The organism is Streptomyces sp. LS1784 (assembly GCF_020103755.1).
In the GTDB taxonomy this organism is placed as follows: domain Bacteria; phylum Actinomycetota; class Actinomycetes; order Streptomycetales; family Streptomycetaceae; genus Kitasatospora.
In genome coordinates, this window is the sequence record NZ_JAHSQD010000221.1 from 1 (window position 1) to 12,660 (window position 12,660).

The 12,660-nt window shown below is 74.0% G+C and carries 14 protein-coding genes; 5 read left to right on the forward strand and 9 right to left on the reverse strand.

The features are described 5' to 3' along the window. From KS423_RS23830 to KS423_RS23840, 3 genes are all read left to right on the forward strand, one after another. A partial coding sequence (locus tag KS423_RS23830) for a hypothetical protein (protein ID WP_224281692.1) occupies positions 1-283 on the forward strand: 283 nt, incomplete at its 5' end. Positions 284-442: 159 nt separating this feature from the next. Next, positions 443-877, forward strand: coding sequence for a sec-independent translocase (locus KS423_RS23835; protein WP_224281693.1), 435 nt, complete (start codon positions 443-445; stop codon positions 875-877). Between the two features lie 222 nt (positions 878-1,099). Next, positions 1,100-1,768, forward strand: a complete 669-nt coding sequence (locus tag KS423_RS23840) for a hypothetical protein (protein ID WP_224281694.1) — start codon at positions 1,100-1,102, stop codon at positions 1,766-1,768. Between the two features lie 108 nt (positions 1,769-1,876). Here KS423_RS23840 and KS423_RS23845 read toward each other — a convergent pair whose 3' ends face one another. The 4 genes from KS423_RS23845 to KS423_RS23860 form a co-directional block, all read right to left on the reverse strand. Further along, complete coding sequence (locus KS423_RS23845) at positions 1,877-3,037, reverse strand: Mrp/NBP35 family ATP-binding protein (RefSeq protein ID WP_224281695.1); 1,161 nt, start codon at positions 3,035-3,037, stop codon at positions 1,877-1,879. Between the two features lie 56 nt (positions 3,038-3,093). Continuing rightward, positions 3,094-3,642: a DUF1003 domain-containing protein gene (locus KS423_RS23850; protein ID WP_374120014.1), complete on the reverse strand. Its 549-nt coding sequence runs from the start codon at positions 3,640-3,642 to the stop codon at positions 3,094-3,096. 76 nt (positions 3,643-3,718) lie between these two features. Beyond that, on the reverse strand, positions 3,719-5,017 hold the full coding sequence (locus tag KS423_RS23855) for a magnesium transporter MgtE N-terminal domain-containing protein (protein WP_224281696.1): 1,299 nt from the start codon (positions 5,015-5,017) through the stop codon (positions 3,719-3,721). A 126-nt stretch (positions 5,018-5,143) separates the two neighbouring features. Next, positions 5,144-5,683 carry a hypothetical protein gene (locus tag KS423_RS23860; RefSeq protein ID WP_224281697.1) on the reverse strand — a complete coding sequence of 180 codons (540 nt, stop codon included), beginning with the start codon at positions 5,681-5,683 and terminating at the stop codon, positions 5,144-5,146. A 120-nt stretch (positions 5,684-5,803) separates the two neighbouring features. On the opposite strand from KS423_RS23860, the gene KS423_RS23865 reads away from it, so the two are divergent. Beyond that, a complete protein-coding gene (locus KS423_RS23865) occupies positions 5,804-6,736 on the forward strand; it encodes a DMT family transporter (RefSeq protein ID WP_374120013.1) in 933 nt (310 codons plus the stop codon). Between the two features lie 22 nt (positions 6,737-6,758). Here KS423_RS23865 and corA read toward each other — a convergent pair whose 3' ends face one another. Next, complete coding sequence (gene corA, locus KS423_RS23870) at positions 6,759-7,880, reverse strand: magnesium/cobalt transporter CorA (RefSeq protein ID WP_224281698.1); 1,122 nt, start codon at positions 7,878-7,880, stop codon at positions 6,759-6,761. A gap of 450 nt (positions 7,881-8,330) precedes the next feature. Between corA and KS423_RS23875 the strand changes: the two genes are divergently transcribed. Continuing rightward, positions 8,331-8,972 carry a suppressor of fused domain protein gene (locus KS423_RS23875; RefSeq protein ID WP_224281699.1) on the forward strand — a complete coding sequence of 214 codons (642 nt, stop codon included), beginning with the start codon at positions 8,331-8,333 and terminating at the stop codon, positions 8,970-8,972. Positions 8,973-9,038: 66 nt separating this feature from the next. Here the strand turns inward: KS423_RS23875 and KS423_RS23880 are convergent, their stop codons facing one another. From KS423_RS23880 to KS423_RS23895, 4 genes are all read right to left on the reverse strand, one after another. Beyond that, positions 9,039-9,899, reverse strand: a complete 861-nt coding sequence (locus KS423_RS23880) for a PHP domain-containing protein (RefSeq protein ID WP_224281700.1) — start codon at positions 9,897-9,899, stop codon at positions 9,039-9,041. A gap of 49 nt (positions 9,900-9,948) precedes the next feature. Continuing rightward, positions 9,949-10,587 (reverse strand): DUF6758 family protein, encoded by a 639-nt coding sequence (locus KS423_RS23885; RefSeq protein ID WP_224281701.1) that lies wholly within the window; start codon positions 10,585-10,587, stop codon positions 9,949-9,951. A 307-nt stretch (positions 10,588-10,894) separates the two neighbouring features. Then, positions 10,895-11,053, reverse strand: coding sequence for a hypothetical protein (locus tag KS423_RS23890; RefSeq protein WP_224281708.1), 159 nt, complete (start codon positions 11,051-11,053; stop codon positions 10,895-10,897). A gap of 411 nt (positions 11,054-11,464) precedes the next feature. Continuing rightward, positions 11,465-12,340 (reverse strand): alpha/beta fold hydrolase, encoded by an 876-nt coding sequence (locus KS423_RS23895; protein ID WP_224281702.1) that lies wholly within the window; start codon positions 12,338-12,340, stop codon positions 11,465-11,467. Positions 12,341-12,660 lie beyond the last annotated feature (320 nt).

Consider the following 12,660-nt stretch of genomic DNA (forward strand, 5'->3'; position numbering starts at 1 on the left):
GGGCGCCTTCTCCGTCGCCGCGGTGACGCTCGGCGGCGTCGGCGGGCTCAGCGCGCAGGGCGAGGAGCGCCACGGCACCAGCGTCAGCCCGCCCGGTGGGGGCGCCGGCGCCGGCCGCGACGGCCTCGTCCCGATGACCGCACAGGCCCCGGTGGACTACGCGGGCCGCCCGGCCACCGCGACCCGCGACGCCACTCCGCCGGGCTACCCCGAGCGCTACCCCGAGCGTTACTACGATCGCTACCCCGGGGGATTCGCCGCACTGCGCCAGCAGGTTCGCTAGAACGGCCCTCGACGGACCCGGGACACACGCTCGACCCTCCGCCCGGACGCCCTCGGCCACCGGCAGGTCTTTACCACGGCTTCATCCCAGCGTGGACCATGGACTCGCCGGTGGCCATTACCCTGTAGGAACCGTCGTCCGACGAGCTAGGGAGCAAAGGTGTTCAGCGACGTAAGCGGGCTGGAGGTCCTGACCCTGGTCGTGATGGCGATCATCATCTTCGGCCCGGACAAGCTGCCGAAGCTGATCCAGGACACCATGAACGTCGTCCGGAAGATCCGTTCCTTCGCCGACAACGCGAAGGAGGACATCCGCAGCGAGCTGGGCCCCGAGTTCAAGGACTTCGAGTTCGAGGACCTGAACCCCAAGACCTTCGTCCGCAAGCAGCTCCTGGGCGACCAGGAGGACCCGCTTGGCCTCAAGGACATGAAGGACTCGCTGGACATCCGCTCGGTCCTGGACGACAAGCCCGCGGCGCCGGTGAACGGCCGCAGCGGCAGCGTCAGCTTCGAGAAGTCCGACCCGGCGCCCGCCTCCACCGGGGCCCCGCTGGCGCCCGGCGAGCGGCCCCCGTTCGACCCCGACGCCACCTGAGCGGTACCGCCTACGGCCCACCGGCTCCGCGCCACCGCCCCGCTCGGCCACCCGGCTGGGCGGGGCGGTGGCGTGTGCGCCGCTATTGTGCTGATTGTTCCCACTGAGCCGTCCGTCACACCGCGCCCCGTCGCGGACCAGGAACGGCCCCGGGGAGCGCCGCGGTACGCCACCATGGGAGCGCGCCACGGCAGGCAAACGTGTGTTTGAGGAGGCCCGGGGATGGACGCGACGAGTCAGGCGGGAGGGACGACGGCCACGGCCGGCGACCCGGTGGTCGGCGGACAGGCCGGCCCGACGGACCCGCTGGTGCCCTACCTGTCCGCCGACTTCCCCTGGTACGGGCTGGACGAGGGCTGGAGCGGCCGTCGATTCCTGATGCAGGCCGGCGCCGGCCCCCGTGCCGCGGGCGACGTCGACTACGGCTCGCTCGGCCACGGGGAGGAACCGGCCAGGCAGTACGAGCCGCGCGACGTGCGGAAGTTCGCCGTCGTGGTCACCGTGGCCCGCCGGGACAGCCGCCGCAGCGCCGACAACACCGGCACCCTGGAGGCGACCTCCGCCTCGTCCGCGGCCTGGCTGGCCGGCTCCGGCCTGCTCGCCGCGACCTGGCCCGGGCAGCTGGACCGGGCGCTGCGCCAGGACTGGCTGGACCAGCAGAGCAGCCTCGTCTGGGACCTCGCCGACGACCTGGCCGGCCCCGGCTGGTCCCCCCTCAGCCTCCCGGTCGACGGCCTGCCGCAGCCCTTCCGCTACCGGGAGTCCGAGTACGGCTGGGTGCTGGCGGGCGAGGCCCCCGGTGTCCTGCTCGGCGCCTACGGCCGGGGCGTCAGCGCCTACGGCATCGGCTTCTCCACCGTCCCGGACCTGGCCGCCTACACCCGGCCGTAGGGGCCGCGACGGGCCGCGACGACGCGGGGCCCGCGACCGCGGCGTGGGACCGGTGGTCATGACGAAGGGCCGGGTGGTCGGCCACCCGGCCCTTCGTCGGTCACGGCCTCAGAACTTGTTCTTGGGCGTCAGGCCCAGCGACATCCCGGACAGCCCGCGCTGGCGGCCGCCGAGCTTGCCGGCCACCGCGCGCAGGGCGGCGCCGGCCGGGGAGTCGGGCGCGGCGAGCACGACCGGGCGGCCGTCGTCGCCGCCCTCGCGCAGCCGCACGTCGATCGGGATCGAGCCGAGCACCGGGACGGTCGCGCCGACCGTGCGGGTGAGCGCGTCCGCGACGGTCTGGCCGCCGCCGGTGCCGAAGACGTCGATCATCTCGTCGCAGTGCGGGCACGGCATGCCGGACATGTTCTCGATCACGCCGACGATCTTCTGGTGGGTCTGCACCGCGATGGTGCCGGCCCGCTCGGCCACCTCGGCGGCGGCCATCTGCGGGGTGGTGACGATCAGGATCTCCGCGTTGGGGACCAGCTGGGCCACCGAGATCGCGATGTCGCCGGTGCCGGGCGGCAGGTCCAGCAGCAGCACGTCCAGGTCGCCCCACCAGACGTCGGCAAGGAACTGCTGGAGCGCACGGTGCAGCATCGGGCCGCGCCAGACCACCGGGGCGTTGCCCGGGGTGAACATGCCGATCGAGATGACCTTCACGCCGTTCGCCTGCGGCGGCATGATCATGTCCTGGACCTGGGTGGGCCGGCCCTCGACGCCCAGCATGCGCGGCACGCTGTGGCCGTAGATGTCGGCGTCCACCACGGCGACCTTCAGGCCGTCGGCGGCCATCGCGGCCGCCAGGTTGACGGTCACCGAGGACTTGCCGACGCCGCCCTTGCCGGAGGCGACGGCGTAGACCCGGGTCAGGGTGCCCGGCTTGGCGAACGGGATCTCCCGCTCGGGGGCGCCGCCGCGCAGCAGCTGGGACAGCTCCTTGCGCTGCTCGTCGCTCATCACGTCGAGCTCGACCTCGACGGCGGTCACGCCGGGGACCTTCCCGACCGCCTCGCGCACCCGGGTGACGATGGTGTCGCGCATCGGACAGCCGGAGACCGTCAGGTAGACCGCGACGTGCACCGCGCCGCCCTCGGCGATCCCGACCGATTTCACCATGCCGATCTCGGTGATCGGGCGGTTGATCTCCGGGTCGTTGACGGTCGCCAGCGCCTGGCGTACGGACTCCTCCGTGACGCCGGCCGCGACCTCTGTCTCGTTGGCCATGCCTTGATGGTACGGCGCCGGGCGAGGTCCTTAACCGGTCGGTAGCGTGCCGCCGGTCACAGCGGCTCGGGGGCCTCCCGGCGCTCGTCGATCTCCTTGAGCAGGGACTGGAGTTCGGACCGGATGAAGTCGCGGGTGGCCACCTCGCCGAGCCCGTGCCGCAGGGCCGCGACCTCGCGGGTCAGGTACTCGGTGTCGGCGATGTTGCGGTCACTGCGGGCCCGGTCCTGCTCCATGTTGACCCGGTCCCGGTTGTCCTGGCGGTTCTGCGCCAGCAGGATCAGCGGGGCCGCGTACGAGGCCTGCAGGGACAGCGCCAGGGTCAGGAAGATGAACGGGTACTCGTCGAAGCGCACGTTCGCCGGCCCCAGGGTGTTCCACGCTATCCAGACGACGACCACCACCGTCATCCAGACGATGAACCGACCGGTGCCGAGGAAGCGGGCGATCCGCTCGGACAGGACGCCGAAGGCCTCCGGGTCGTAGGAGGGCAGCGTGATCAGGCCGGGCCGTGCGGTGCGCGGCTGGTCGAGCCGGACACGGCCGGCGCCGGTGATCGGCGCGGTCTCGGCGCGCCGGTCCCGACCGCCCTCGCGGGTGCGCAGTGCGCGCAGCTGACGCAGCTGGCGCAGTTCGCCCTGGAGGCGCCGGCGCGCGGAGTCGTCCGGCCGTCCGTTGCGGTCACCGTCCACCGGTCACCCCTTCCCTCTCGTCGTGGCGGTTCTCGTCGTGGGCGTGGGGCGCGGCGTCGCGCCAGTCGTCCGGCAGCAGGTGGTCGAGCACGTCGTCGACGGTCACCGCGCCGAGCAGGTGGTCCGCCTCGTCGACGACCGGTGCGGCGACCAGGTTGTAGGTCGCCAGGTAGCTGGTGATCAGCGACAGCGGGGTGTCGGGCGGCAGCGGGTCCAGGTCGTCGTCCACCAGTGAGCCGACCAGGACGTACGGGGGCTCGCGCAGCAGCCGCTGGAAGTGCACGGTGCCCAGGTACCGGCCGGTCGGGGTCTCGTTCGGCGGGCGGCAGACGAAGACCTGCGCGGCCAGCGCGGGCTTGTGGTCGCTGACCCGGACCCGGGCCAGCGCCTCGGCGACCGTCGCGTCCGGCTCCAGCACGATCGGCTCGGTGGTCATCAGACCACCGGCGGTGTCCTCCTCGTACGTCAGCAGGCGGCGCACCGGCGCGGCCTCGTCCGGCTCCATCAGCTGGAGCAGCCGCTCGGCCTCGTCGCCGGGCAGCTCGGAGAGCAGGTCGGCGGCGTCGTCCGGGTCCATCGCCTCCAGGACGTCGGCGGCGCGCTCCTCCTGGAGCTTGCCGATGATCTCGACCTGGTCGTCCTCCGGCAGCTCCTCCAGGACGTCGGCCAGCCGCTCGTCGTCGAGGGCGGCGGCGACCTCGGCGCGGCGCTTGGCGGACAGGTGGTGCAGCACGCTGGCGAGGTCGGCGGGGCGCAGCTGCTCGAAGGTGGCGAGCAGGTTGGCCGCGCCCTGGTCCTGCTCGGGCAGCGAGAAGCCGGTGACGTCCTGCCAGTCCAGGGTGAGCCGCTCGCCCTTGCCCTTGCGCAGCCTCCCGGCCCGGCCGACCTGGACGAAGACCTTGCTGATCTCCCACTCGCGCAGCCGGGTCTGCACCATGCCGACGTCCAGCACGGTGACCTCCTCACCGGTCTTGGACCAGGTGACGGTGCGGTCCAGCAGCTCGGCGAGCACCAGGGTCTCGGACGGGCGCTGCTCGAAGCGACGCAGATTGATCACACCGGTGGTGAGCACCTGGCCGGACTCCAGGCTGGTCACCCGGGTCATCGGCAGGAAGATCCGGCGCCGGCCGACCACCTCGACCACCAGACCGAGCACGCGCGGCGGGCGGCCGCCGAGCCGCAGCGACACGACCACGTCCCGCACCCGCCCGACCTGGTCGCCGTTCGGGTCGAAGACCGCGATGGCGGACAGATGGGAGATGAACACCCGGGTGCCTGGCCCTGCCATAAACCCTCGACTCGTTCGACGCCGTACCGGGTGCGCCGGGGGCGCACCCGCGGCCAAGGCTACCCGCGTGTCCGGGGCCCGGCCGGGAGGCACGGTAGCGGCCGGACGAGTCCTGGGCGTGAAGCTTTAACGGCGCTTGAACAGCAGTTTGGGCAGGCCGGCCGGGATCGGACGGCGGGTGGTGGCGGAGGTGGGCACCGGCTGCGCGGCGTGCGAGCCGTCCGGCATCGCCCCGGGGCGCTCGGTGAGCGGCCCGACCGGCTCCAGCCGCAGCACCCGGCACTCGCGGGCCCAGCGGGCGGTGATGGCGTCGGTGTCGGGCGCGTTCAGCCGCTTGCCCTTGAGCTCCTCGACGGCGCCCAGCCAGGCCTCGCTGTCCGGGGCCGGCTCGACCACCCGGGCGCTCCAGCCGGTCAGCCGGCCGCCCTTGTCCTTGCTGCGGACGGTGACCACGGCCCCGGCGCCGGGCTCCAGGCCGTGCAGCGGCTGCTCGCCGCCCCCGCCGACCACCACGACCGCGCCGTCGTGCCAGGCGTGCCACAGCGGCCGGGCGTGCTCCTGCCCGTCCGCACGCACCCAGAGCAGACCGGACTTCTTCGCGGCCTCCTCCAGCAGGGCCTGGTCGAGGAAGTCGTCGGCGGTCGCGGCGGCGGGCGTACGGTCCATGGCGGACAGCGTACGACTTTCGGCGTCCACCGGGTGTCTCAGCCTCCGGGCGACAGTTCCATTGTGGCGCCACGGGCCTTACCGTATGACCGCCCACCCCCGTGAACAGCAAGGAGCGCCGTGCCCGCCGCCCGGCCCGCGACCGCCCCCTCCGCCGCCCCGGTGACCGCCGACCCGGGGCCGATGCACCCGCTCCCCACCCTCGACCTGCTGCTGCTCGCCGTCTCGATCGGCGGCATCTCGCTGTCCGGCCCGCTGATCAGCGCCACCGCCGCGCCCGCGCTGGCGATCGCCTTCTGGCGCAACGTCATGTCGGTCGGCGTCCTCGGCCCGTACGCGCTGCTGCGCCACCGCGCCGAGCTGCGCGGGATCGGCAGGCGGGCGCTGCTGCTCGCGACGGCCGCCGGGACACTGCTCGCCGTGCACTTCGCGCTCTGGATGCCCAGCCTGCGGATGACCTCCGTGGCCTCGGCCACCGCCCTGGTCACCACCACCCCGCTGTGGACCATCCTGCTGATGCGGCTGATGGGCGTCCGGGCGCCGAGGCTGGTCTGGCTCGGCACGATCGTCGCCTTCGCCGGCGTCCTGGTGCTGACCGGCGTGGACCTCTCGCTCTCTCCCCGCGCGCTGCTCGGCGACGGGCTCGCGCTCGCCGCGGGCCTGGCCGCGGCCGGGTACATGCTGCTGGGCGCCGAGGTCCGCAAGACTGTCAGCACCACCGCGTACACGCTGGTCTGCTACGCCACCACGGCGGTCGTGCTGCTGGGGATCTGCCTGGTCGCCGGGACGCCGCTGGCCGGGTGGCCGGCCGGGGTGTGGTGGCAGATCGTGCTGCTGATGGTCGTCGCCCAGCTGCTCGGCCACTCGCTGAGCAACCGGGTGGTGCGCAACCTCGGGCCGTCGATCACCTCCACCGCGATCCTGCTGGAGACCCCGGGTGCGGCGCTGATCGCCGCCCTCTGGCTGGGCCAGTGGCCCCCGGCGGCCGCCTACCCGGCGGTGGTGCTGATCCTGCTCGGCCTGGTCCTGGTCGCCCGCGCCGGGCGCAGGTAGCGGACGGCGCCGAGGGCCGGACCTACAGCCAGCCGTTGCGGCGGAAGCCCCGGTACATCCCGACGCAGATCAGCACGATCGCGCCGAGCACCGTCGGGTAGCCGTACTTGTGGTGCAGCTCGGGCATGTACTCGAAGTTCATGCCGTAGACGCCGGTGATCATGGTGGGCACCGCGAAGATCGCCGCCCAGGCGGTGATCTTGCGCATGTCCTCGTTCTGCGCCACCGAGACCTGCGCCAGGTTCGCCTGCAGGAGCGAGTTCAGCAGCTCGTCGAAGCCGTGCACCTGCTCGGCGACCCGGGCCAGGTGGTCGGCGACGTCCCGGAAGTACTTCTGGATGTCCGGGTCGACCAGACGCTGGAGCGGCTCGGACAGCTGCTGCATCGGGCGCAGCAGCGGCACCACGGCGCGCTTGAACTCCAGGACCTCGCGCTTGAGTTGGTAGACCCGGCCGACGTCCGCGCTGCGCCCGCCCTTGGCCGAGAAGACGCCGTACTCGATCTCGTCCACGTCGTTCTGGAGCCGCTCGGCGACCAGCAGGTAGTTGTCCACGACGTGGTCGGCGATCGCGTGCAGCACCGCCGACGGGCCCTTGGCGAGCAGCCCGGCCTCGTCCGCGTCGGCCTCCAGCCGGTGGCGCAGCTCCTGCAGCGAACCGTGGCCGCCGTGCCGGACGGTGATCACGAAGTCCCGGCCGGCGAAGACCATCAGCTCGCCGGTCTCCACCACCTCGCTGGTGGGCGTGAGCTGGTCGTGCTCGACGTAGCGGATGGTCTTGAAGACGGCGAACAGCACGTCGTCGTAGCGCTCGACCTTGGGCCGCTGGTGCGCGTGCACCGCGTCCTCGACCGCGAGCGGGTGCAGGCCGAAGCGCTGGGCGATGCCCTCGAACTCGGCCTCGGTCGGCTCGTGCAGCCCGATCCAGCTGAACGAGCCTTCGCCCTCGGGGAGTTGGTGGGCGGCCTTGACCCGGCGGGCGGCCTCGCGCGGGCTGCACGTCTCGCCCCTGCGCTTGCCGTGCTGGTAGACCGCGCAGTCCACGACCGCCGAGCCGGCGTCCTCGGGCAGGACGCCGTAGACCCCGGCCGCGCCACGGCGGCGGTTGGTGCGGACAGCGGCACGCAGGCTGTTGATCATCGACATGGCAGGCTCCCAGAGGCAGGAACCGTCGCGCGGCGGCGCGGAAGAAAAACGTTCGGCCGCGGTACGACGGCGGAGAACACCGGTGAAACGGGGATGAATGTGCTCTCCCGGCCGGTCCGTCCGCCGTGGGGCCTGCGCCCGGGGCTACCGCGGCTGAGTCAGCCGATTGGGCCTGCGGGGCGCGGGGTACGGGGGAGTCGGGGCCGGGCAGAGCTGCCGGTACTGCATGGTCGGCCGGTATCCACCGCAACCACCTCCTTCGCGCCGCCGCCCCGGGACGAACGATCCCGGTGGCCAGTCGCTCACCCTAACATCTGACCGGGCGTCGAGGCCGAGGGGTTTCCCGGAGGTTTCCGAAGCCTTTACGGGATCCGGTACCGCCCCGCCCGCGACCGCCTCCGGACCCGCCCGCACGCGGCCCGCGAACCGCCGGGGGTTACGCTCACCGGCATGGCGCACGACTTCCCGCTCTTCGGCGACCCCCACGGCGGCAGCTCCCCGGAGCTCTCCCGGGAGGCGGTGCTGGCCGCCGTCGAGGCCCGGCTGATCTCCACCTTCGGCGAGCCGGGCGGCCGCGCCGCGGTCACCTTCCTGGGTGCCGACCGGATCGAGGTGCTGCGCTTCGGCCCGGACGCCGAGGGCCTGGTGCGGTACGCGACGCTCGGCATGTCCGCCGCGCCGATGGCCGACCCGACCTCACCGGTCGCCGACCAGGTGCGCGGCCCGCGCGCAGAACTGGTGCTGACCGTCCGGGGCGGGCGCGACAGCGTGCTGCGCACCCTGGCCACCTTCGCCGCCACCCCGCAGGTCGAGGGCCTGGTGGTGGCCCCGGGCGGCTCGCTGGACCTCGGCTCCCCGCTCTGGGACGGCGCGCCCTTCACCTCGGTGCTCGCGGCCGAACCGGGCGGCCTGGTCGAGGACCTGGAGCTGGCCGATCCGGCCGATCCGGTCCGCTTCCTGCCGCTGCTGCCGATGACGCCCAACGAGGCGGGCTGGAAGCGGGTGCACGGCGCGGCCGCGCTCCAGGGGCGCTGGCTCGACCAGGGCACCGACCTGCGCGACCCGGACCGGCGCGGCGTCCGGCTGGACTGACGCCCGCTCAGGCGGGGCGCTCGTCGACCCCCGGTCCGGGGTCCGATGCCCGGGCGCCGCGTCGGCTCAGTGCCCGATCGGCTTCGCGCCGGTGGCCTGCGCCAGCAGTGCCTCGTACACCTCCGGGTCGGTGGTGTGCTCGCCGAGCCGGACGGTCTTGCGGGTGCCGTGGTAGTCGCTGGAGCCGGTGACCAGCAGGCCGAGCTCGCCGGCCAGGCCGCGCAGCCGCACCCTGGTCTCCTCGTCGTGGTCGGTGTGGTCGACCTCCAGCGCGGCCAGCCCGGCCGCGGCGAGGTCGGCGATCACCTGGTCGGAGACCGTCCGGCCGCGCTTGACCGCGCCCGGGTGGGCGAACACCGGCACCCCGCCGGCCGCCCGGACCAGCCGGACGGCCGTGACCGGGTCGGTCTCGTGCTTGCGGACGTCCGCCCGCCCGCCGTTGGCCAGCCAGTCGGCGGTGAAGGCGTCCGACACGGTGGGCACCACGCCCGCCTCGACCAGCGCGCTGGCGATGTGCGGCCGCCCGACCGAGCCGGCCCCGGCGATCCGCTGCACCTGCTCCCAGCTGATCTCCGCGCCCAGCTCCCGGCAGCGCTCGACGATCGCCCGTCCGCGGCGGAACCGGTCGGTGCGCACCAGGTCCCGCTCGTGCGCGAACTCCGGCTCCTCGGGATCGAACAGGTACGCCAGCAGGTGCATGCTGATGCCGTCCACCACGCAGGACAGTTCGGCGCCCGGGACGACGGTCAGCCGGGTGCCCGCGGGCAGCGCGCGCACCGCCTCGGCGGCCTCGGCGTGGCCGGCCACGGTGTCGTGGTCGGTCAGCGCCACCACGTCGAGGTCCGCGGCGACGGCCGCCGCGACCAGCTGGGCCGGGCTGTCGGTGCCGTCGGAGGCGTTGCTGTGGGCGTGCAGGTCGATGCGCACGGATCGGGCTCCTGGAGGCTCGTGGGTGCCGCCCAGGATAGGTCAGCGGTCAGCCGAACAGCCGGGGGGAGATCGCCCCGCAGGGCAGCAGGTCCAGTTCGGCGCCGGCCTCGCGCAGGTCGGTCAGCACCAGCTCGTCGTACATCACCAGCGCGGACTGCTCGGGCCAGGCGACCGCCCAGAGCCAGAGCCCGCGGGCCTCGCCGACGAACACCGCGCGGTCGGCCGGGGCGTCCGGGACGTGGAACATCGGGGTGGGCCGCCCGGCGGCCATCAGCTTGGCGTCGGCGGGCTTGTAGAGGCCGACGGAGTCACCCGGATCGGGCCCGGGCAGGCCCGAGTAGCGGGCACCGAGGCCGACCCCCAGCTCCTCGGCGACCAGCACCAGCTCGCCGAAGCCGCCGAGCGGGGCCGGCCCGGAGCAGGCGACGGCGGTGGCCCGGGCGCCCGAGACGTCGTCGCCGACGTGGGCGATGCCGGTGTAGAGCCAGCCGACCGGCAGCGGCCAGGGCAGCCAGACCGGGACCTGGGAGCGGGCGACGGCGACGCCGAGGGCCTCCACACTCGGGGGCAGCACGGGCTGCATCGGGTGCACGGCTCCGTGCCGGTCGCACTGCCAGGTGTCTGAGAACAGACCGGGGGCGCGGACCCGGCCGGCGCACCTCGGGCAGCTTGGCTCGCCCCTCATAGCCGTCAACGCTCCTCCCTCCGGTCCGCCGCGTCAAGGACGATCACCCGTACGGAGGGCTCGGCGGCGCCTGTCGGTGGCGGACGCCCGACCGGCGCCGGGTGGGCACGGTGCGGGCGGTTCCCGTTGGGGGATGTCCCGTCCCGGGCGGCGGCAAACGTCCGGGGCTCCGGCCCCGGACGCACTGACGCCCCGTCATCGGCGAATGCGGTGACGGGGCGTCAGTCTGGTATCGGAACGTCCGGATCGGATGCTCCCGGCTCGTCGGCGGCGGGTGAGGGCTCCCGGTGGGAGGCGCCGCGCCGGGTCAGACGGTCGGGCACGGGCGGATGAGCAGGCGCTCGCCGGTGCGGGCGGCGGCCTGGACGACCTCGCGCACGGTGGCGGCGTCGGCGATCAGGCGGTCGGTGGCGGAGCCGTTGGCGTCGTCGAGTCGGACGATCTCGAAGCGCATGGTCTTCGTCATGGGCGTCTCCTTTCCTGACCCCGCGGGGCGGGGCGGTCGCGGCTGAGTCGGTATCAGCCCTTTCGGGGTCTTGCGGATCCGGCGGTGCGGCCGGACCGGGCGGGTCGTCGTCGCGCGTGCGGCGGTCTGCTGCGGCAAGGGCTTCCCCCCTGCTTGCCTGATGGGTCCAGTACCTCGTGAACCACGGTGACGTGGCGGTGCTACCGGGCCGTTGCCCGTCCGTAACGTCCAGGTTTCGGGTGGTTGGCGTCGGAGCGGAGGCCGGCGATGATTCCCGGACAGAATCAAAGATTACCGTAACTAACGAATTTTGTCCTGCGTTGATGCCGGTCGAAGTCGAAGAAGTGGTACAGACCACTTTTGGCGGATCGGGGGAACCGGCCCGGGTCGGCGCGGTCCGGTGACGGCCGGTCAGGCCCAGAACGCGGCCAGCGTCTCGGCCGTGGCGGCCGGTTGCTCGGCGTTGGGGGAGTGACCGGCGTCCGCGATCACGACCCGGCGGGCGCCCAGGCGCTCGGCCATCGCGGTCTGCTCCGGCACCGGCCAGGCGTAGTCCCGCACCCCGGACAGCACCAGCAGCGGCAGCCCGGCGGTGGCGGCGGCCAGCTCCGCCACCCGGTCCGGCGCGGCCACCAGGTGGCCGCCGGTGACGGACAGCGCCCGCGGCACGTTGGCCAGCCAGCGCCGGTGCAGGAACTCCGCGACGGCCGGCTCCAGGCTCGGCCGCGGCTGCCCGCTCTCCGCCTCCAGCTGCTGCATGACCTGCCAGATCTGCTCCAGCTCCATCATCTGCAGGGCGTCCAGCAGCAGCTTGGTGCGGGCCGCCTCGGCCGGGTCGATCGCGCCCGGGCCGGTGGACATCAGGGTCAGCGACCGCCAGGGCAGCGGGCCCTCGGCGGCCGCGGCGAGCACCGCCTCGCGCACCACCTGGCCGCCGAAGGAGTGCCCCAGCAGGTGCACCGGCCCGCCGTCGGCCGCCAGCGCCTCGGTGAGCGCCCGCACGTCCGCGCCGAGCGCCCCGACGCCGTACGCCGCCGGGTCGTCCGGGCCGCCCGTCTGGTACTGCCCGCGCTGGTCCACGGCCGTCACCCGGTATCCGGCGGCCGCCAGAGGTTCCAGCAGCGCGATGAAGTCCTCCTTGCTGCCGGTGAACCCCGGCACCAGCAGTGCCGAGCCGCGCACCGGCCCGGCAGGCTCCGCCCGCAGCGCCGCGAACTCCCCGCGCCCGGTCACCACCCGCTCGGCCCGCGCGCACCCGGGCAGTGTCAGAAACGGCGGCGTGCTCATGGGCTGTTCTCCCTGCTGTCCTGCCGGTGACCTGCTGTCCCGCCGGCGACTGCCCGGCTACCCGAGCTTAGAGGGGGGCCGGGGCGGGCCGGGCGGCCCGGCCCGCCCCGTGCTGGTGCGTCGTCGGCCGCCGTGCGGACGTACCCGGGAACGCCCGAGGGGGCGGACCGGGCCGGGTGGCCTGGCCCGCCCCCTCGGGGCAGACACCGGGTGTCAGCTCTCCGGGGTGGCCTCCACGGGCGCGGCGGCCTTGCGGGTGCGCTTGCGCGGGGCCGGGACCTCGGCGGCGGCCTCGGTGGCCGGAGCCTCCGGGGCGGTCT

What these genes read in the sequence shown, in the direction of transcription:
- KS423_RS23840 (WP_224281694.1), top strand. Translation starts at nt 1,100, where the DNA reads ATGGACGCGACGAGTCAGGCGGGAGGGACGACGGCCACGGCCGGCGAC.
- KS423_RS23845 (WP_224281695.1), bottom strand. Translation starts at nt 3,037, where the DNA reads ATGGCCAACGAGACAGAGGTCGCGGCCGGCGTCACGGAGGAGTCCGTA.
- KS423_RS23855 (WP_224281696.1), bottom strand. Translation starts at nt 5,017, where the DNA reads ATGGCAGGGCCAGGCACCCGGGTGTTCATCTCCCATCTGTCCGCCATC.
- KS423_RS23860 (WP_224281697.1), bottom strand. Translation starts at nt 5,683, where the DNA reads ATGGACCGTACGCCCGCCGCCGCGACCGCCGACGACTTCCTCGACCAG.
- corA (WP_224281698.1), bottom strand. Translation starts at nt 7,880, where the DNA reads ATGTCGATGATCAACAGCCTGCGTGCCGCTGTCCGCACCAACCGCCGC.
- KS423_RS23875 (WP_224281699.1), top strand. Translation starts at nt 8,331, where the DNA reads ATGGCGCACGACTTCCCGCTCTTCGGCGACCCCCACGGCGGCAGCTCC.
- KS423_RS23885 (WP_224281701.1), bottom strand. Translation starts at nt 10,587, where the DNA reads ATGAGGGGCGAGCCAAGCTGCCCGAGGTGCGCCGGCCGGGTCCGCGCC.
- KS423_RS23890 (WP_224281708.1), bottom strand. Translation starts at nt 11,053, where the DNA reads ATGACGAAGACCATGCGCTTCGAGATCGTCCGACTCGACGACGCCAAC.
- KS423_RS23895 (WP_224281702.1), bottom strand. Translation starts at nt 12,340, where the DNA reads ATGAGCACGCCGCCGTTTCTGACACTGCCCGGGTGCGCGCGGGCCGAG.